An 18,029-nucleotide genomic window follows, 5' to 3' on the forward strand; every position below is an offset into this window, starting at 1 on the left:
CACTTAGCGGCCGAGGTTGACCGCGATGGCGTAAATGGATGGGCCGATCAGGATCGCCATAAGTGGTGGAACCGTCAGCATCATTGTGGCGAGCGTCATCTTTGTCGGCAGCTTGTTGGCCGCTTCCTCTGCCCGCATCACGCGCTTGTCGCGCATTTCCGATGCATAGACGCGCAGGGCATCCGCAATCGACGTACCGAACTGCTGTGACTGCACGAGCACCGTGACAAAGCTGGAGATGTCCGAGACACCACAGCGGTCGGCCATATCCTTCAGTACTGTGGTCTTGTCCTTACCGGCCTTCGTTTCCTGACTGACGATTTCATATTCTTCCGCGAGATCGGGGAAGCCGCCGCGCATTTCGCGTGCGACGCGCATGATCGCCTGATCAAGTGATTGGCCCGCTTCGACGCAGACCAGCATCATATCAAGGCTGTCAGGAAAGGCGTTGGTGATGTTTTGCTGACGTGTCTGAAGGCGACGCGTCACCCAGTAACGCGGCAGGAAGTAACCGATCCCGCCCGGAACCAGCACCCAAAGTGCGAGGTCTTGAGCGGTGACGGTGACCTGCGCCGACTGGACCATTGCATAGGCACCACCGATGGCAAGGCCGAAAAGACCCAGTGCAAACTGCAGGAAATGGAAGATACGCACAGAGTTCTTGCTGCGGTAGCCTGCCTGAAGCAGGCGAAGCTGCACAGCCGAATATTCTTCAGCGTTCTGGGGCTCCAGGAAGTTCGCATATTTTTCAAGCCGGTCCTTGCCTGACGCTGCACGCAGCCTGTCGCCTTTGCCTTTCTTTTTGTCATCTGCAGCGGCACTCGCCTTCAATCGGTCCAGTGGATCGACTTCCTTGCGCAACAGAACAGGCAAGGTGATCAGGATCAGAAAAACGCCAAGAAGGCCGACAACCATCAGCGGGCCGTAGGGGCCAAGGTTGTCTGTGATCAGCGTTTGGATCTGTTCTACATATTCCATAGGTGGATCCTTAGACTTTGATATCGACGAGGGCGCGCATGACGACCAGGTTCAAGATCAGGAAGGCCAAAACGACAAGCGCCGCTGGGATGAACAGGGACGTTTCCATGACTTCATCGAAATAGTCCGGCTTGACCACGTTGATCCCGAAAAGCGCGATGAACGGGAAGGCAGACAAGAGGTTACCTGACCATTTGGCTTCGGCAGTGATCGCGGCCACACGGCGGAACAGGCGAAAGCGCGCGCGGATCACCTTGGCAAGACCATCGAGGATTTCAGCAAGGTTACCACCTGATGTTTGCTGGATCGTCACCGCAACAGCAAGGAAGCGCAAATCCTGATTGTCCAGACGTTCGGCCATCGCTTTGAGGGTTTCACCCATATCACGGCCATAGGCGGCTTCGTCCGAAATCATTCCCATCTCTGTGCCCAGTGGGTCTGGAACCTCTTTGGCCACAATCGCAATGGCCGAAGAGAACGGGTGTCCCACCCGCAAAGAGCGGACCATAAGTTCCACGGCCTCGGGAAGCTGTTCGCTAAGCAGGCTCATCCGTTTGTTGGCCAGACGGCTGATCCACACGTAGACACCACCGATCCCGAAGACGATGGCCATGACGATACGAATAGGCAGGGCAGCACCGGTAAAGACTGTCAGCAGCCCGAATGCAGCCGCCGAGATCACAACCATCAGCATCACGATCTGCACTGGCGTATAAGCGATGTTCGCTTTCTGGGCCTTTTCCGCCAAGAGCGAGTAAATCGGAATACTCTGCGATTTCATGTGCTGCGTCATTTCCTTGCGCAGCTGGTCGAGAACCTGTTCGCGGTTCCCGCCCTTGTCGAGCATATCAAGACGGCGGTTAACCTTACCGTCCATGCTGATGGATTTGCCGAAAATCACCAGATAGGCACCTTGCACCAAGGCAAGGACCGCCACAAAGATCAGAACGTAAATGACCGGTTCGGCTGAAATCATTGAATGCTACTCCGCAACCATAGGCTCAAAAATAGTTGGCGGCAGATCGTAGCCCCAAAGCTTGAACCGCTCTGAGAAATGGCTCCGGACGCCGGTGGCCGTGAAGTGGCCGATAATCTTGTTGTCTGGGGTGAGGCCCACTCGCTGATAACGGAAGACCTCCTGCATGGAGATCACGTCACCTTCCATGCCAGTGATTTCGGTGATCGATGTCATGCGGCGCGAGCCGTCCTGCAAACGCGAGGCCTGCACGATGAGGTTCACAGCAGAGGCGATCTGGCTGCGCATCGCCTTGATCGGCATTTCGATACCCGCCATGGCGATCATGTTTTCCAGACGCGACACGGCATCACGTGCGCTGTTGGCGTGAATTGTGGTCATCGAGCCGTCGTGGCCAGTGTTCATGGCCTGAAGCATGTCGATAACCTCTTCGCCGCGCGTCTCGCCGACGATAATGCGGTCTGGGCGCATCCGCAGGGCGTTCTTCAGACAGTCACGCTGCGAAACGCCGCCTTTGCCTTCGACGTTTGGCGGGCGGCTTTCCATGCGGCCCACATGCGTCTGCTGAAGCTGAAGTTCCGCTGTGTCCTCGATGGTCAGGATACGCTCTGCGTCATCAATGAAGCCTGAAAGCGCATTGAGTGTTGTTGTCTTACCAGAACCCGTACCACCTGAGACGATCACGTTGAGGCGGGTAGATACGGCAGCCTGCAGGTAGGCCGCCATTTCTTCGGTGAATGCGCCGTATTGGACCAGCTCTTCAATACCGAGCTTGTCCTTTTTGAACTTACGAATGGAGACAAGAGAGCCGTCAACGGCAATCGGTGGGACCATCGCGTTGAAACGCGAGCCGTCGGCAAGACGGGCGTCAACATAGGGGTTCGATTCATCGACACGACGACCAACCGCGGACACGATCTTGTCGATGATGCGCAGCAGGTGCTTTTCGTCTTTGAAGGTAATGTCTGTCAGTTCAAGGCGGCCATGCCGTTCCACGAAAATCTGCTGCGGACCATTGACGAGGATATCGTTGACGCTGTCGTCTTTCAGGAGCGTTTCGAGCGGTCCCAGACCGGTAACTTCAAAGAAAAGATCCTGATTGAGGGTCTGGCGTTCCTCACGGTTGAGGACGATCCCCATCTCTTCAAGCGTTTCGGTGGCAATCGCATTGATCTCTGCCCGCAGGTCCTGCTCTGTCGCGGAGTCGAGGGCGGCGAGGTTCAGATTGTCGAGCAGGGCCTTGTGCAGTTCGAGCTTGATTTCACCCAAGCGTTCCTTGCGGCGCTTTTCGCGGTCGACTGGCCCAGCCTCGGCAGGTTTTTTGCCGGGCATCGCCTTCATCAGGGGTTTGCGCGGTGCTTCGACTGATCCGCCGCCGCCGTCATTCCGCGGAGCAGGGGTCGTTGTCGCGGGGGTGCCGGCTGGTGGATTGGTGGGCTTTTTGTACTTTGAGAACATCTAGTTACCTCTCACGAAGCGGCTTCGGCATCAGCCACGAGGCCAACCTCATGGATTGATTTTGCAAGCTTGAGAATTTCTTTGCGAACGGGGTTCTTTGCGATTGTTTCGGACATGGGTGCGCCGTGGTCAGCACTTTGAAGCACAGGTTTTCCGCCGTCCGGCAGTTGCACTTCGATCGAAATGCCAAGACTTTCCGACAGGCGTTTGACGCGCCCTTTGCCGTTCAGATCGGTAAAGCCGGGCGCGCGGTTCAGCACGAAACGGATTTTGGAAAAAGGCAGATCTTCGGTTTGCAGCGCACGCTTCAGGCGCAGCGTGTTCTGAGCCGATCGCATGTCCAGTTCAATCGTCGCAAAATAGACATGCGCCATTTCGAGAACGGTTTGGGACCACTCGACCATTGTTGACGGCATATCAATCACAACAAAGTCGAAGTGGCTGGCTGCCATTTCAATCAGACGCGAGATATCCTCCGGCGTGATCATATCCAGAGGGATCATATCAGTCGGGGAGGTCAGCACCTCAAGCTTGTCACCGTATGACAACAACGCCTGTTTGAACGCCTCTGAGTCCATCGATTCAGTATCAGTCAGCAGTTCCAGAACGGCTTCGCGACGCGGCAGGTCAAGATAGGTCGCCGCGGTACCAAACTGAAAATCAAGATCGAGCAGACATACCTTTGGCGGGTTCTTCTTGTCGATATTGGCAAGCTCCCACGCCAGATTGACAGCCACCAGCGTTGCGCCGGTGCCGCCAGCGATCCCATGCACGGGAATGATGACCCCGTGTTTGTCGCCAAGTTTCTTTGCTTTCGGATCGTTCGCGGCCGCAACAGGGACCTCGGGTTCGATCAGGACGCGTTCAATCGCCTTGGCGAGCTCATTCTCCGGAAGAGGGTAGGGGACAAATTCGTCACCACCTTCGCGCAAAAGCTGGTGCAAGGCGCTCGGGCTCACGTCCTCTGCGATGAGGATGACTTTTACCCCGGCCGATTTGGCGACTTTGATGATCTCTGTGATCGCATGAAGATTGTTTTCATCTTCGGCGTCCATCGCGATGGTGACGAATTGGAGATTGGCGGCTTCGGGCTGCGACAAAAACGCGTTTGCGTCTTCAAAATTCAGATCACCCCAGGAATCTCCGAGCGCGGACTCCATATCCTCGATCAGCAAATCGAAATTCTGGACATCACGGCTGATGGTGCAGGCAACAATCGGGGGTGTATCGCTTTGCACGGCCTGACTTGAGCTCATATTTTCGGTGTCCTTAGTCGGAAATAGTTTAAATAATCAAATAACTGCATGAGCTTAGCACAAACCCGCACCAGCATTAAGTTTTTTGATCTAGACTCGTCACAATGTTAACAATCGTCGACAACCGTGTCGAGAATTAGGCAAAAAATCCGCTATTGTGCGAAAATTAGCAACGATCAAAAATAAAGTCTGAAAATGAAAACGCCGGGCGCTGGGCCCGGCGTTTTTGCTTTTAGTGTTTTGCGGGCCTACTGGCCGCCAATTGTCGTCGGTGCCAGTGATGAAGCCGGCACGGCGCTCGCGATATATTCGCGGAAGATGACCTGCGCGTATTTACCGTTCAGAAGCGCTGGATTGTTTTCCACAAATCCTGACACCTCTGTCACAGTCCGGCGGTTGCGACGTTCGCGGCCTTCGGTGACGATCAGCGGTTGTGTTTCACCGAAGGAGGCCACGGCCTCCAGGCGGCTCCGCTCAACACCCTGCGAGATCAGGAAACGGACAACAGCCTGTGCCCGGCGCAGACCCAGTGCGCGGTTATACGCTTGGCTGCCAACGAGGTCGGTGTGTCCGTAAACCTTGAAGCGCACTTCAGGGAACTGGCGGATCCAGTCAGCCTGTTGCATCAGCGTTGCCTGTGCTTCAGGGCTCAAAACCGTCGAGTCAAAGGCGAAGTTCACTGTGGAGTCCACGTCCGCGGCAAAGCGGCGGGCGAGGTTCACGGTGTAATCCAACTCTCCTGTCTGGATCAGGCGATTGTTCATTGTCGCTTCGCCGAAGTCACCTGAGTCGAGTTCTGCTCCGGCTTCTGAGAAGAAAGAAGAGAATGTCGGGTCAGCAGGCGTACAGGCTGCGAGGGTTGCTGCGGCGATAGCCGTTGTCATAACTTTTTTCATCGACTTACGCTCCAATCATTCGTCGAGGACATAGCCATAGGACCCGATAAAGTCCTGACGGGCTACTTCACCTGCGCCACCGGAAGATGGTGCATTATTGCGCGCGACGCGACCAAAGAGGAACAGATCCTGTTCCGTCGGTGGGCGGACGCGGTCAGTTGGCAGCGCAAGCGCCTCGCCACGTGTGGGTGTCACGAGATGTGGTGTCACGATGATCACAAGCTCTGTCTGGCGACGTGCGTATTCAGCACTGCGGAAGAGCGCGCCCAGCACCGGAATATCGCCGATCCAAGGCACCTGACCGCTCAGATCGGTGAAATCATCAGACAAAAGGCCTGCGATTGCGAAGCTTTCGCCGTCGCGCATCTCAACGGTTGTCGATGTTTCGCGACGCGTGAATGCATCGATTGAGAAGCCGTTGGCCTGCACCGCGTTTGCTGTGTCGATTGCCGACACGGCAGCGACAAGCTGAAGATTGATGACATCGTGGTCAACAACGACCGGTGTGAACTTCATTTCCACACCAAACGGCTTGTATTCGATGGAAACGCCACCATCACCCGGAACGGGCACAGGATACTCACCACCTGCAAGGAAGGTTGCTTCCTGACCGCTGAGTGCAACGAGGTTCGGTTCCGCCAGGGAGCGGACAACGCCGCGGGATTCCAATGCTTCCAGCAGGATGCCGACTTCAAGGCCACCTGCGCCGAAGTTAAAGATCGCAGCGCCGGTGTTGGCGTTGCCACCCGGAACATTGCCGGCAAGCGAGGTATTGATGCCGCCTTGTGTGACCGAGGCGCCAGTGCCGCCGGTGATGCCGAGCGTGTTGTCAAACCCTGTTCCGCTGATTGAAAGCGAGCTGGACAATGCTTTGCTGACGGAGCGCTGCATCTCTGCGAAACGCACTTTCAGCATCACCTGATGCGTGCCACCAACCATCATTAGGTTGGAGACGCGATCAGGCGCGTAGCGCTGCGCCAGATCAAGCGCGCGGTCCATACGTGCAATCGAACTGACCGTCCCTGACAGGACGATGCCGTTATTGGCCGTGCGCACTTCGATGTTTTCACCAGGAATGATCTGGGAGAGGCGTTCCTTGAACTCAGCAAGGTCGGGCGCGACGTGGACTTCGACATTCGAGATCAGGCGGCCATCTGCGCCGAGCAATGTCAGCGTGGTACGACCCGGCTCTTTGCCCAGAACGTAGATTGTCCGGTCCGAAAGAGACGAAATGTCTGCGATGCCGGGGTTGGCGATGGAAAGTTCAGTGAATGGTTCTTCACTTTCAACGATAATGGCCCTGTTCATTGGGACATTGAGGGCGCTGGACGGTGCGCCGCGCAAAACACGCAGCGTATCGGCCGGGGCCAGTGTTGGTGCTGCCGCGGTGAGCGACAGTGTCAGACCTGCTAATGCAGCCTTCAAAAATCTTTTTTGCGTCATAAGTGACCTGCCTCTCCGATCACGCTGGTTGTGGGTCTTTTTCTGCCCATGATGGCGGAACCATGGGCGAGATGAACATTTATTGCAAGAATCAAGGTGTTGTCGGTCAAAGCAGATGTGGACAAAGCGCAACACTCATGGGTTGAAGAAAAAAGAGCGCCCCAAGTGGGACGCTCAAAAAGCTGGTTCGGTAATCCGGAGGCTGTTCCGGACATTACTCGCATGGGACCTGGATAACCACAATATCTACCCCCCGGCGTTCACGCCGGGTACATATCTCGGGGGTAGGCTCCGGAGCAGGGGCAGGGGCCACAACGATCTCTTCGAGCCCAAGGGCATCGCGGATATTCGTTTCGATCGTTGTGTCGCCACCCTCGGCATCGACCAATGCGACTGGTGTCAGGCTCAAGCTACCCGCAGATTGAAGGATGCGAAGGTCAGCAAAATCGGTTTGGGAGACCTGAAGTGTGACATCTCGACCTTCAATGGCGAGGATCTCCAGGCCGCTCTTCACAAGACGTGACGTCTGTTGCCCGCGAACTTCACCGACCCAATACAAGTCGATACGGTCGGCGACGCGCAGATCCCTGATGAACGCATTGGTCATACCGTTTGGAAGCGGATAGGCGCGCATTCCAGGGTCGAGCAGTGCTGTGAGACCACGCGGGGCGCCAGCCTCGGTCACCTTAACAGACAGGATGGGTTCGTTGACGTACATTGGCACGCGCACCACGCGCGGTGTATCCAAACCCTCCGGGAACAGTTCCTCTTCGGTCCGGTACACACCCTCAGGAAGATCGTCGACCGCATAGCGAACCAGCTTCACGTCTTCTGCACGAAGTAACTCACCATATGTGATGTCCCGCGCAGGCGCATAGATCTCGACTGTTTGAACGATCTGCCGGGCGCGTTCTCTTTCCCGCGCAATAGCGGCGTCTTTCTGTTCCAAAGACTGGTTCACCATATATACGGCGAAACCCGCTAGACCCATGCCGGCAAGCAGCACCAAACCGAAAAGTGCACGCATCTATGAACCTCTAATTAATTACCGCTCGACCGCAGTGGCCGCACTCTATTAAATTTTTCATTCTCTATACAAGGCAACGCAATGATTGAACAGGTCGGATGGTCACAGTTCGTCCGAGTTGATCAAGCGCTTGGGCGCCGCGAACAAGGAAGAAGCGTAGGCGACCTTCGGGGCCCTTAACGACAACGCAGTCCAGAAGCATCAGAACTCAGCTCCCGTATCGGCACTCCGCACTTCGACGCCTTCTTCAGTTGCCAAGCGAAATGAAAATGGCCATGCCCACTACAGGCACGGCCATCAATATCAGAAACCGGCTCACGCCAGATTCTTAGTTGGTTGGCATACCGTCAAGTTCTGCCTCGATGTCGTTTGCCAGGCCTTCAGCACCACGGCTGATCGCGCCACCAACGGCAAGACCGAGCACAACAATCGCGGCGGTCAGAACAACGAAGTCAACAGTTACAGCACCGTCTTCGTCATTACGAAACTTTTCAATAAACTTACGCATTTTCAAATCCCTCCTCAGGGCAATCACAGGGTTTATTCCTTTCCTTGTCGGAACACGCTCTCTGATCGTTACGCTTCCGCCTTGGACAATGCTTTATACTCTAATGAATGGGGCGGTAGTTTGGCATCCCCAAAAAAACACGCCGGAATTTTCACTGAAACGCCGATTTCAACGTAAGTGTATGATTTAATAGCAAAACTTATGCATTCCGAAGTGAAAAAAAATTTTTGATCGTTTAGTGACCACACGTAATGCGTGTAAAAGATTAATTATTGTTTACTTACATTTGGAAAAATGACGGTTTTCTGCCACTTTTCAGCAAACAACAGGCTGAGCGGGCAGAAAAAAATGAATCACTTGAAGGGATTTCTCTTGGCGCTCGGCGTCGTTTGCTGGCCATTGGCCGGATTCGCCGAGGTCGAAAGACTACAACCTGACTTCACCTTCAAGCGGGTCGCGGTGCCAACCGCAACCAGCGGAAGCCGGATAACAGTACAGATCGATCCTAACGCGCCGCGCCTTGATCCTGTCTATGCAGATCCTCCGACAGAGCCAACCGTCTCGCCTGATCTGGCGGCCCTGCCGCCGGTGACCGGTCTGGAATGGTTCTGGTTGGCGATGTCTCCGCAGCTTGGCGCGCAGAACCCTGCAAGGTTTACGATGGCACTCGACAAGATTGCGAACCCGCCGGCTGGTCAGCGTGTGCCTGCGCCGCGGTTGCAGTCGATGCAGAGGATCGTCAATGCTCATGGCCTTGATATCTTGCGCCATACCGTTGGAACAAATGTCTCACCTGCTTTAGTGCTCGCTGTCATCTCGGTTGAGAGTGCCGGTCGCGCCGGTGCGGTCAGTTCAGCAGGTGCGCAAGGGCTCATGCAGTTGATGCCTGCGACCGCGGCGAGGTTTGGTGTCACCGAGAGTTTCAACCCGGGCCAGAACATCCGCGGGGGTGTCGCTTATCTTGACTGGCTCTTGGGCGAGTTTGGAAATGATCCGCTACTTGCGTTGGCAGGTTATAACGCCGGAGAGGGGAACCTGCGGCGCTATCAAGGTGTGCCGCCGTTCGCCGAGACCCGCGATTATGTCCCCAAGGTGCTTGCCGCGTGGCAGGTGGCGAAGGGGCTATGCCGCACGCCACCTGAACTTTTCAGCGATCCTTGCGTCTTCCAGATGGGCGGGGCTTAGACCGAAAAGACATCCGCCCATTCAGGGTGCTTGCGACGCTGAGCATTCACGAAAGGGCAAAGTGGCACGATTTTGAACCCCTGCTTGCGTGCGTCGTCGATCAGACGACGCAACATAATCAGGCCAATGCCATTCCCTTCCTGCCCCTCAGCCACTGCAGTATGGTCAGCAATGCGCAGCTTTTCGGACATGATAGAATAGGTCAGCTCACTTTCACCGCTTTCGTGGCGAATGAAGTAGCGGCCTTTGCTGCCGCTTTCTTCGTGGTGGACTTCAGGATCAGACAATGGTCGCCTCGGTCGCGGCGATGATGTCTTCGCGCGAGACGCCGTCTGCACATTCTACGATGTGAAGACCTTTCTGCCCGACATCAAGAACGCCGAGGTTTGTGATGATCCGATCAACCACCCCTTTTCCGGTGAGAGGCAGCGTACATTCTTTCAGCACCTTGCTGTCACCATGTTTGTTGGTGTGGTCCATAACGACAATCACGCGTCCGACACCGGCCACCAGATCCATCGCCCCGCCCATGCCTTTGACGAGCTTGCCGGGGATCATCCAGTTTGCGAGATCGCCATCCTCTGAGACTTCCATGGCGCCAAGGATCGCTGCTGCAATCTTGCCGCCGCGGATCATCCCGAACGATGTAGCACTGTCAAAATATGCGGTGCGGCGCAGTTCCGTGATTGTCTGCTTGCCGGCGTTGATCAGATCAGGATCTTCTTCACCTTCGAAAGGGAAGGGACCCATGCCAAGCATCCCGTTCTCGGATTGCAGTGTAATGTCCTTGTCACCGACGTAGTTGGCCACCAGCGTCGGGATGCCGATCCCGAGGTTTACATACATCCCGTCTTCGAGTTCCTGTGCTGCCCGCGCAGCCATCTGGTTCCGATCCCAAGGCATTATGCGTCCTCCCGCTTGCGCGTCGTGCGCTGTTCAATGCGTTTCTCATGCTCACCCTGGATAATGCGATGCACATAAATGCCAGGCAGGTGGATATTGTCGGGATCGAGTGATCCGGTCGGCACAATCTCTTCGACCTCAACCACACAGGTCTTGCCACACATTGCGGCAGGTGGGTTAAAGTTGCGTGCTGTTTTGCGGAAGATCAGGTTGCCGGTCTCGTCTGCCTTCCAGGCCTTGACGATGGACAAGTCGGCAAAGATGCCTTCTTCCATGATGTAGGTTTCGCCGTTGAAGTCCTTATGGTCCTTACCTTCGGCAATGACTGTGCCGACACCGGTCTTGGTAAAGAAGCCGGGAATACCACAGCCACCCGCACGCATGCGTTCGGCCAATGTGCCTTGCGGATTGAATTCAAGCTCCAACTCGCCTGACAGGTATTGGCGCATGAACTCTGCGTTCTCGCCAACATAAGAGCTGATCATCTTCTTGACCTGTCGTGTCTGCAGCAGGATCCCGATGCCAAAGTCATCGACACCTGCATTGTTAGACGCAAAAGTAAGGTCCTTCGTGCCAGCTTCCTTGATTGCCTGAAGCAATAATTCCGGGATGCCGCAAAGTCCGAAACCGCCTGCGGCGATCAACATGCCGTCATGCAACAGGCCATCAAGGGCTGCGCTGGCGTTTGGATAAATCTTGTTCATGCAAGTGCTCTCCTGCTGCTTTGCAGCAATTTGTGACGTTGGGTCGCGGGAGAGTCAATGAATTGCCGCGCTGCAGAAGAAAATTGCACCCAGCAGCGCGGCAGGTCGTCATCAAGATGCCTGGGCCTGCGTAAAGGCCGCAGCAAAGCCGGTCAGCCCGTTCTCCATAAACGGACGGAAGTCGTCATCCAGATACGACCGGATAAAGGGTCGCGCGAAGAAAATACTAGGTTTGATATTGTAGGACCACGTCATCTGGGTTTGCCCGCCAATTTCGGTCAGCCGTAGCTCGCCATAGATGTGATCGATGAATCGGCCTGAAGGTGCCGTAATATCCCAGATCTGATAGGTGAGCTCGTCTGCATCGTTGGTCAGGACGCGCTCATGGACATGATATCCCCCGTCCAGATCAACCCGTCTCAAAGAGGGGATGCTCCCCCAAGGGCCCTGAAGAACCTCAATCCCTGTGATCTGCGGAATATTGCCGGAGGGTTCCAGAAATTCGGTGATCGGGCGTGCGTCCATGAAGGCGCGCACAACAGGAAGCGGTGCGTCGAATGTGACCGAGATCACGTTCGATTGGTACTGGCTCTCTTCAGCCAGATCAGGGGCAGGTGGCACTTCGTTTGCTGACGCAGACGTGGCTAGGGCGAGGGAAACAGCAACAAACAGGGCGCTGACCGACAGTCGCGTGGCTTTCATCGTGGTCTCCATTTATTACGAATATCGTATTAAATAGAAACCCACCTTGAAGCTTCAAGCCCTTTGCGGCACGAAAAGGCATGTCGAAACCGGACCAACTGCTCAAAATTGTCGGGACACTGATGCGGGTCATGCTGGTGAGTGAACGCACACCGCGTGCGCAGCAACACGTGACACGCTACAACCCGCATGATTTTCAGACTTTGGGCTTTTTGCGCGAAAACCCCGGGGCGCGCGCCACGACATTAACGGACTATCTCGGGGTGGTGCCGACCACGACCAGCAGTGTGATTGCTCGACTGGTACAGCGTGGCTTGGTGGCCAAGGCGAAACACCCCGAAGACGGGCGCGCTGTTTCACTGAGCCTGACCAAGGCGGGGCAGGACCTTGCCGAAACGATCTATCAGCAGGACCTGAGCAACATGAGACTGTTTCTCTCGGCAATCGACGAGTCAGAGCAGTCTCAACTGATTGCGCTTTTGCAGCGTGTTTCCGACCGGGTGACCGCGCTCGAAAACGGGCGCGACTGAGATCATTTCTTGGCTGTCTTCTTTTTGGCCGCCGGTTTCTTCTTCGCGGGCGCTTTCTTCTTGGCGACCTTCTTGCCGGACTTCGCAGCGCGTTCGTCAATCAGGTCAACTGCCTGCGCCATCGTCAGCTCGGCAGGGTCAACCGTGTCAGGAATTGTTGCGTTGATCTTTTCCCATTTGACGTAAGGACCGTATTTGCCGTCAAAGATGTTCACCGGACCGCCGGCCTCAGGATGCTCTCCAAGCTCCCTGATTGGCACAGCCGCCTTTCCGCGATTGCCGCGTGACGCCACCTTTTCTGCGAGAAGCTGCACGGCGCGGTTCATTCCTACTGTCCATACCTCGTCGATGCTTTCCAGATTGGCATTCGTGCCACCGCGGTGCGAGGTGCTTTCGGCGTGTTTGAGATAGGGACCATAACGACCGATGTTCGCCCAGACGGTGACACCATCCTCGGGGTGTGGCCCGATCTCGCGGGGAAGTTCCAGCAGCTTGACGGCTTCTTCAAGTGACACCTCTTCCGGTGTCCACTCTGGCGGAATACCTTGCCGTGGCGGTTTCTTGTTGTCCTCGGTGACTTGCCCGCGCTGCGCATAAGGACCAAAGCGACCCTTGAAGATCCGGATCTCGTCCCCCTCATCGTGGCCCAGCAATTTGCCATCGGGCGGAATAGCCGACGCTTCCGCTTCGGGATCGGGTGGACCAAAGGGACGGGTGTAGCGGCATTCGGGATAATTCGAACACCCGATAAAGGCACCACCTGACCGCGCTGTCCGCATTGACAGACGCCCGTTGCCACAGTTGGGACAGAGCCGGGGATCGCTGCCATCCTCGGTCGGTGGGAAAAGATGCGGCTCCAACACCTCGTTGATCTTTTCCAGAACCTCTGTGATGCGCAGATCAGCCGTTTCGGCGATTGCTGCCGAGAAATCGCGCCAGAACTGACCCAACACAGCTTTATAGTCGGCATCACCTGCGCTGACTTCATCAAGCTGGTTTTCGAGGTCCGCCGTAAAGTCGTAGCCAACATATTTGCGGAAATAGTTGGTGAGGAAGGCCGTGACCAAACGGCCCTTGTCCTGTGGGATCAGGCGGTTCTTTTCTTTTTCAACATACCCGCGGTCTTGGATGGTTGTCACGATCGAGGCGTATGTTGACGGGCGACCGATGCCGAGCTCCTCCATCCGCTTGACCAGGGTCGCTTCGGTGTAGCGTGGCGGCGGTTGGGTGAAATGCTGCTCGGGATCGACTTTTTCTTTTTTGGCCGCTTCGCCTTCGGCCAGTTGTGGCAGACGCTTATCATCGTCATCCACGACGCTGTCGTCTTTGCCTTCTTCGTAGATCGCGATGAATCCGTCAAAGACCATCACCTGACCATTGGCGCGGAGCACAACTTGTTCGTCGGCGCTTGAGATATCGACAACCGTTCTTTCAAGACGGGCCGCTGCCATCTGGCTGGCCATCGTCCGTTTGTAGATCAGATCATAAAGCTTGCGCTGGTCAGCATCGGCAATTTTTGCGTCCTCGGTGCTGACGGCCATATCCGTGGGACGGATACATTCGTGGGCTTCCTGCGCATTCTTGGCCTTGTTCTTATAAACGCGTGGCTGGTCTGGCAGATATTTGTCGCCAAACTTCGCTTTGATGGCATCACGCGCACCGGTGACCGCCTCTGGCGCCATGTCGATGCCGTCTGTCCGCATATAAGTAATGAGGCCCGCCTCATAGAGGCGCTGGGCGACGCTCATGGTCTGCTTTGCGCCCATCCCGAATTTCCGGCTTGCCTCTTGCTGCAGGGTCGAGGTCATGAACGGTGGCGACGGATTGCGGGTTGCGGGTTTTGCCTCAACAGATTTGATGACGAGATCACGCGAATTGACGGCCTGCACAGCCATCTCGGCTTGGGTGGCATTTGCCAGATCGAATTTGTCGAGCTTTTTGCCAGCAAGGGTGGTCAGTCGCGCCTCGAACGTCTGGCCGCGTGCTGATTGCAGCAATGCTTTGACTGTCCAGTATTCGCGGGCGCGGAAAGCTTCGATTTCCATCTCCCGTTCAACGATCAGGCGCAGGCAAACAGATTGCACACGCCCGGCCGATTTTGCGCCAGGCAGCTTGCGCCAGAGAACCGGAGACAGATTGAAGCCCACGAGATAGTCAAGTGCGCGGCGCGCCAGATAGGCCTCTACCAAAGGCGCATCGACCTGACGCGGATTTTTCATCGCATCGGTCACGGCGGCCTTCGTGATCGCGTTGAAGACAACGCGGCTGACAGGGGTGTCCTTCTTGATTGCTTTGCGGGCGGTCAGCGCCTCAGTCAGGTGCCAGGAAATCGCTTCGCCTTCGCGGTCGGGGTCGGTCGCAAGGATCAGTTCGGGGTCGTCTTTCAGGGCGTCGACAATCGCCTTGATGTGTTTTTTGCTATCGGACGCGACCTCCCATTTCATCGAAAAATCTTCATCCGGAAGAACGGATCCGTCTTTTGGCGGCAGATCGCGCACATGCCCGTAAGAGGCCAGAACGGTGTAGTCCTTGCCGAGGTAGCTGTTGATTTTCTTCGCTTTTGCAGGAGATTCGACAACGACAACTGGCATGAGAATCCTTTGCGGAAATAGCTTTGATCTAAGTCGCGCAAGATGTGGGGACTGCTGAGGGATTGTCAATGCAGCTAAATTTTTGTCGCACCACCGCTGAATTATCCGGCAGGTCGGGCCAGCATTCCGCCAGCCGTCCGCGTGATTTCACCTGCCAGTTCCATATCCACCAGAACAGGTGTCGCCTCCGCGCTTGGTACCTGCACATCCCGCAAGAGCTGATCTTCGGACACTGGCGACGGGCCCAACCGGTCGAGGATCAGGCGATGCAGTTTGGCGGTCTGTCGCAGGCTGCGGGTCGGCTGCGCAACAACTGGCAGGTCGGCAATCTCCGGCGCTGCGCTTGAGGGCAGTATGCGGATCGCCTCAATCACGTCTTCGGCGTCTCTGACCAATGTGGCGCCATCCCGGATCAGCATATTGCATCCCCAGGCCCGCGCATCGAACGGATGCCCCGGCACGGCCAAAACGTCCCGCCCATAATCAAGTGCGTTGCGTGCTGTGATCAGGCTACCGGATTTTGCGGCAGCCTCGACCACCACAACGGCGCGTGCCAGACCGGAGATGATCCTGTTGCGTGCCGGAAAATGCCGCGCGCGCGGTTCCAGCCCCATCGGCATCTCAGACAGACGCAAGTCGGTTTTGGCAATTTCGGCTGCAAGCTTTGCGTTTTCGTTGGGGTAGATAACGTCGACGCCGCCAGCTTGCACCGCAATCGTCCCTTTCTGAAGCGCGCCCTCATGGGCGGATTTGTCGATCCCGCGCGCAAGGCCCGAGACGACAACAAGCCCCGCGTCCGCAAGGTCGGCCGCGAGCCGGCGCGCCATGCGCAGGCCCAGTGAGGAGGCGTTGCGCGCGCCCACAATGGCGACGGCGGGGCGGGCAAGGAGGGAGAGATCACCGAGTGCCCAGAAAAGCGGCGGGGCGTCGGCAATCTCCGTCAGTGAATTGGGATAGTGTTGGCCGTCATTGAAAATCAGGCGTGCACCTGCAGCCCGCCCGCGACGCATCTCGGCAATGGCATCGGCGCGCGAGCAGGCTTGGTAGTCATCCACGCCAGCCGCACGGGCGATGTCTGGCAAAGCAGCCAGTGCCGCAGTTGCACTGCCATGTTCGCCGATCAGCCGTTTGTAGGTCGCTACCCCGACCCTGCGGGATCGCAATAGGCGGAGCCTGTCGATGGCGTCGTCTTCCGGGGAAGGTTGGGGTGGGGGGGAATCGGAAGAATTGCTGGTCCCAGTCATCCGCAGGCTCCGCACTATTGCGCAGCCGAGACTAGAACCCGTTGGTTAACGAGTTCTGAAGACTATCAGCAAGATTGAGCAGATTTAGGCTGCGGCACCACCGACCGTTAGGCCGCCGATCAGCAGGCTTGGTTGCCCGACACCGACAGGCACCCACTGCCCTGCTTTGCCGCAATTCCCGATGCCCGGATCAAGGGCAAGGTCATTGCCGATCCCGCGAATATGCTTGAGGGCCGTCGCGCCATCGCCAATCAGCGTTGCCCCTTTGACCGGCGCACCGACCACACCATTCTTGACCCGATAGGCTTCTGTACAAGAAAAGACGAACTTGCCGTTCGTGATATCGACCTGACCGCCGCCAAATCCTACCGCGTAGATGCCATCCTTGAGGTCAGCGACCAGACTTTCAGGTGCCGCTTCACCAGACAGCATGTAGGTATTTGTCATGCGCGGCATCGGGGCGTGGGCATAGCTTTCGCGCCGTCCGTTGCCTGTAGGCGCGACACCCATCAGGCGCGCGTTCTGGCGGTCCTGCATGTAGCCGACCAAAACCCCGTCTTCGATCAATGTGTTCTTGCCGCTCGGCGTGCCTTCATCATCGACCGTGATCGAGCCGCGGCGGTCCGGGATCGTGCCATCGTCCAGCACCGTCACACCTTTCGCAGCAATTTGTTGCCCCATCAGGCCCGCAAATGCGCTGGAGCCCTTGCGATTGAAATCGCCTTCAAGCCCATGACCGATCGCCTCGTGCAAGAGAATTCCGGGCCAGCCCGGGCCAAGGACAACATCCATCACGCCTGCTGGTGCAGGCTCTGCATCCAGATTGACAAGGGCGATCCGCAGCGCCTCACGAGCAACAGGTTCCCAGTGGTCGCGACCAATCAGACCAATCAGGCCGGCACGACCGCCACCGCCGGTCCCACCGCTTTCGCGGCGGCCGTTTTCCTCGACGATAACGCTGATATTCAGGCGTGACATGGGGCGCACATCTGTGACGAGCGTGCCTTCGGGCCGCAAGATCACGACTTCCTGCAAAGAGGCCGCGACAGTCGCGGACACCTGAACGACACGCGGGTCGAGCGCTCGCGCGAAAGCGTCGATTTCCTTGAGCAGATCAATTTTGGCCGGAAACGTCGCCTGCAACATCGGGTCTTCGTCCGAGTAGAGCCGCGTGTTTGTGCCCGCAGGCCCATCGGCAAGCGTGCCGCCGCCGTCACCCACAGCCAGCCGCGCCGTTGAGACGGCACGTTTCAGCGCGTGTTCGTCTATCGTTGTGGAATGCGCGTAACCTGCGGTCTCCCCACGGACGGCGCGCAGGCCAAAGCCCTCTGACGCGTCAAAGCTCGCGGTTTTGATTCGTCCGTCATCAAAGGAAATCACCTCCGACTTCCGGCGCTCAAGAAAGAGTTCGCCATCGTCAGCCCCGGCGACGGCTTCACGCAACATGTCCAGCGCCTGATCCTGATCAAGATTTGTCTCAAACGGGCGGAAGGTGTCTATGGACATGTAAGATTCCTCATTATCGGCGATTTTTCCCGCCAAAGCGTCTGTTTGACGCAATAGCGGTTCTTGAGTTGTCCTTCAGGATATGGGACATGGACGTCCGAATACAATGGGATTCCGCCTAG

The 18,029-nt window shown here is 56.6% G+C and carries 17 protein-coding genes; 2 read left to right on the plus strand and 15 right to left on the minus strand.

All coding sequences use genetic code 11. The annotated features are described in order from the left end of the window. Nucleotides 1-3 precede the first annotated feature (3 nt). From BM316_RS15080 to BM316_RS15115, 8 genes are all read right to left on the minus strand, one after another. Nucleotides 4-978 (minus strand): type II secretion system F family protein, encoded by a 975-nt coding sequence (locus BM316_RS15080; protein ID WP_090210236.1) that lies wholly within the window; start codon nucleotides 976-978, stop codon nucleotides 4-6. Between the two features lie 10 nt (nucleotides 979-988). Then, the gene (locus tag BM316_RS15085) at nucleotides 989-1,954 is read right to left on the minus strand and encodes a type II secretion system F family protein (RefSeq protein WP_090210238.1); all 966 of its coding nucleotides are present in this window, start codon (nucleotides 1,952-1,954) and stop codon (nucleotides 989-991) included. Nucleotides 1,955-1,960: 6 nt separating this feature from the next. Further along, a complete protein-coding gene (locus tag BM316_RS15090) occupies nucleotides 1,961-3,412 on the minus strand; it encodes a TadA family conjugal transfer-associated ATPase (RefSeq protein WP_090210240.1) in 1,452 nt (483 codons plus the stop codon). Between the two features lie 11 nt (nucleotides 3,413-3,423). Next, on the minus strand, nucleotides 3,424-4,668 hold the full coding sequence (locus tag BM316_RS15095; RefSeq protein ID WP_090210242.1) for a CpaE/TadZ family protein: 1,245 nt from the start codon (nucleotides 4,666-4,668) through the stop codon (nucleotides 3,424-3,426). 248 nt (nucleotides 4,669-4,916) lie between these two features. Next, nucleotides 4,917-5,564: an OmpA family protein gene (locus tag BM316_RS15100; RefSeq protein ID WP_090210244.1), complete on the minus strand. Its 648-nt coding sequence runs from the start codon at nucleotides 5,562-5,564 to the stop codon at nucleotides 4,917-4,919. 15 nt (nucleotides 5,565-5,579) lie between these two features. Beyond that, the gene (locus BM316_RS15105; protein ID WP_090210246.1) at nucleotides 5,580-7,007 is read right to left on the minus strand and encodes a type II and III secretion system protein family protein; all 1,428 of its coding nucleotides are present in this window, start codon (nucleotides 7,005-7,007) and stop codon (nucleotides 5,580-5,582) included. Nucleotides 7,008-7,221: 214 nt separating this feature from the next. Beyond that, nucleotides 7,222-8,034 carry a Flp pilus assembly protein CpaB gene (gene cpaB, locus BM316_RS15110; protein ID WP_090210248.1) on the minus strand — a complete coding sequence of 271 codons (813 nt, stop codon included), beginning with the start codon at nucleotides 8,032-8,034 and terminating at the stop codon, nucleotides 7,222-7,224. A gap of 328 nt (nucleotides 8,035-8,362) precedes the next feature. After that, complete coding sequence (locus tag BM316_RS15115; RefSeq protein ID WP_090210250.1) at nucleotides 8,363-8,542, minus strand: Flp family type IVb pilin; 180 nt, start codon at nucleotides 8,540-8,542, stop codon at nucleotides 8,363-8,365. Nucleotides 8,543-8,890: 348 nt separating this feature from the next. On the opposite strand from BM316_RS15115, the gene BM316_RS15120 reads away from it, so the two are divergent. Further along, the gene (locus BM316_RS15120; protein WP_090210437.1) at nucleotides 8,891-9,727 is read left to right on the plus strand and encodes a lytic transglycosylase domain-containing protein; all 837 of its coding nucleotides are present in this window, start codon (nucleotides 8,891-8,893) and stop codon (nucleotides 9,725-9,727) included. On the opposite strand, the gene BM316_RS15125 is transcribed toward BM316_RS15120, so the two are convergent. The 4 genes from BM316_RS15125 to BM316_RS15140 all read right to left on the minus strand — a co-directional run bounded on the left by BM316_RS15125 (nucleotide 9,724) and on the right by BM316_RS15140 (nucleotide 12,036). Further along, on the minus strand, nucleotides 9,724-10,014 hold the full coding sequence (locus BM316_RS15125; protein WP_090210252.1) for a GNAT family N-acetyltransferase: 291 nt from the start codon (nucleotides 10,012-10,014) through the stop codon (nucleotides 9,724-9,726). The two genes, BM316_RS15120 and BM316_RS15125, sit on opposite strands and share 4 nt — an antisense overlap. Next, the gene (locus tag BM316_RS15130) at nucleotides 10,007-10,630 is read right to left on the minus strand and encodes a 3-oxoacid CoA-transferase subunit B (RefSeq protein ID WP_090210254.1); all 624 of its coding nucleotides are present in this window, start codon (nucleotides 10,628-10,630) and stop codon (nucleotides 10,007-10,009) included. The genes BM316_RS15125 and BM316_RS15130 overlap by 8 nt, the downstream gene beginning before the upstream one ends. After that, entirely contained in the window at nucleotides 10,630-11,334 is a 705-nt protein-coding gene (locus BM316_RS15135) for a CoA transferase subunit A (protein WP_090210256.1), read from the minus strand. The genes BM316_RS15130 and BM316_RS15135 overlap by 1 nt, the downstream gene beginning before the upstream one ends. Nucleotides 11,335-11,445: 111 nt before the next feature. Then, complete coding sequence (locus BM316_RS15140; protein ID WP_165606612.1) at nucleotides 11,446-12,036, minus strand: SRPBCC family protein; 591 nt, start codon at nucleotides 12,034-12,036, stop codon at nucleotides 11,446-11,448. 80 nt (nucleotides 12,037-12,116) lie between these two features. On the opposite strand from BM316_RS15140, the gene BM316_RS15145 reads away from it, so the two are divergent. Further along, nucleotides 12,117-12,566: a MarR family winged helix-turn-helix transcriptional regulator gene (locus tag BM316_RS15145; protein WP_090210260.1), complete on the plus strand. Its 450-nt coding sequence runs from the start codon at nucleotides 12,117-12,119 to the stop codon at nucleotides 12,564-12,566. A 2-nt stretch (nucleotides 12,567-12,568) separates the two neighbouring features. On the opposite strand, the gene topA is transcribed toward BM316_RS15145, so the two are convergent. The 3 genes from topA to tldD all read right to left on the minus strand — a co-directional run bounded on the left by topA (nucleotide 12,569) and on the right by tldD (nucleotide 17,907). Further along, nucleotides 12,569-15,157 (minus strand): type I DNA topoisomerase, encoded by a 2,589-nt coding sequence (gene topA / locus BM316_RS15150; protein WP_090210262.1) that lies wholly within the window; start codon nucleotides 15,155-15,157, stop codon nucleotides 12,569-12,571. A gap of 101 nt (nucleotides 15,158-15,258) precedes the next feature. After that, nucleotides 15,259-16,401 (minus strand): DNA-processing protein DprA, encoded by a 1,143-nt coding sequence (gene dprA, locus BM316_RS15155; protein ID WP_207493723.1) that lies wholly within the window; start codon nucleotides 16,399-16,401, stop codon nucleotides 15,259-15,261. Between the two features lie 84 nt (nucleotides 16,402-16,485). Beyond that, entirely contained in the window at nucleotides 16,486-17,907 is a 1,422-nt protein-coding gene (gene tldD, locus BM316_RS15160; RefSeq protein WP_090210264.1) for a metalloprotease TldD, read from the minus strand. Between the last annotated feature and the right edge of the window lie 122 nt (nucleotides 17,908-18,029).

Source organism: Yoonia litorea (assembly GCF_900114675.1).
In the GTDB taxonomy this organism is placed as follows: Bacteria; Pseudomonadota; Alphaproteobacteria; order Rhodobacterales; family Rhodobacteraceae; genus Yoonia; species Yoonia litorea.

Excerpts from the sequence above, each read along its gene's own strand:
- BM316_RS15095 (WP_090210242.1), bottom strand. The coding sequence starts at position 4,668 with ATGAGCTCAAGTCAGGCCGTGCAAAGCGATACACCCCCGATTGTTGCC.
- BM316_RS15090 (WP_090210240.1), bottom strand. The coding sequence starts at position 3,412 with ATGTTCTCAAAGTACAAAAAGCCCACCAATCCACCAGCCGGCACCCCC.
- BM316_RS15130 (WP_090210254.1), bottom strand. The coding sequence starts at position 10,630 with ATGCCTTGGGATCGGAACCAGATGGCTGCGCGGGCAGCACAGGAACTC.
- BM316_RS15115 (WP_090210250.1), bottom strand. The coding sequence starts at position 8,542 with ATGCGTAAGTTTATTGAAAAGTTTCGTAATGACGAAGACGGTGCTGTA.
- BM316_RS15085 (WP_090210238.1), bottom strand. The coding sequence starts at position 1,954 with ATGATTTCAGCCGAACCGGTCATTTACGTTCTGATCTTTGTGGCGGTC.
- topA (WP_090210262.1), bottom strand. The coding sequence starts at position 15,157 with ATGCCAGTTGTCGTTGTCGAATCTCCTGCAAAAGCGAAGAAAATCAAC.
- BM316_RS15105 (WP_090210246.1), bottom strand. The coding sequence starts at position 7,007 with ATGACGCAAAAAAGATTTTTGAAGGCTGCATTAGCAGGTCTGACACTG.
- BM316_RS15100 (WP_090210244.1), bottom strand. The coding sequence starts at position 5,564 with ATGAAAAAAGTTATGACAACGGCTATCGCCGCAGCAACCCTCGCAGCC.
- BM316_RS15120 (WP_090210437.1), top strand. The coding sequence starts at position 8,891 with ATGAATCACTTGAAGGGATTTCTCTTGGCGCTCGGCGTCGTTTGCTGG.
- BM316_RS15135 (WP_090210256.1), bottom strand. The coding sequence starts at position 11,334 with ATGAACAAGATTTATCCAAACGCCAGCGCAGCCCTTGATGGCCTGTTG.
- cpaB (WP_090210248.1), bottom strand. The coding sequence starts at position 8,034 with ATGCGTGCACTTTTCGGTTTGGTGCTGCTTGCCGGCATGGGTCTAGCG.
- BM316_RS15145 (WP_090210260.1), top strand. The coding sequence starts at position 12,117 with ATGTCGAAACCGGACCAACTGCTCAAAATTGTCGGGACACTGATGCGG.
- BM316_RS15140 (WP_165606612.1), bottom strand. The coding sequence starts at position 12,036 with ATGAAAGCCACGCGACTGTCGGTCAGCGCCCTGTTTGTTGCTGTTTCC.
- tldD (WP_090210264.1), bottom strand. The coding sequence starts at position 17,907 with ATGTCCATAGACACCTTCCGCCCGTTTGAGACAAATCTTGATCAGGAT.
- dprA (WP_207493723.1), bottom strand. The coding sequence starts at position 16,401 with ATGACTGGGACCAGCAATTCTTCCGATTCCCCCCCACCCCAACCTTCC.
- BM316_RS15080 (WP_090210236.1), bottom strand. The coding sequence starts at position 978 with ATGGAATATGTAGAACAGATCCAAACGCTGATCACAGACAACCTTGGC.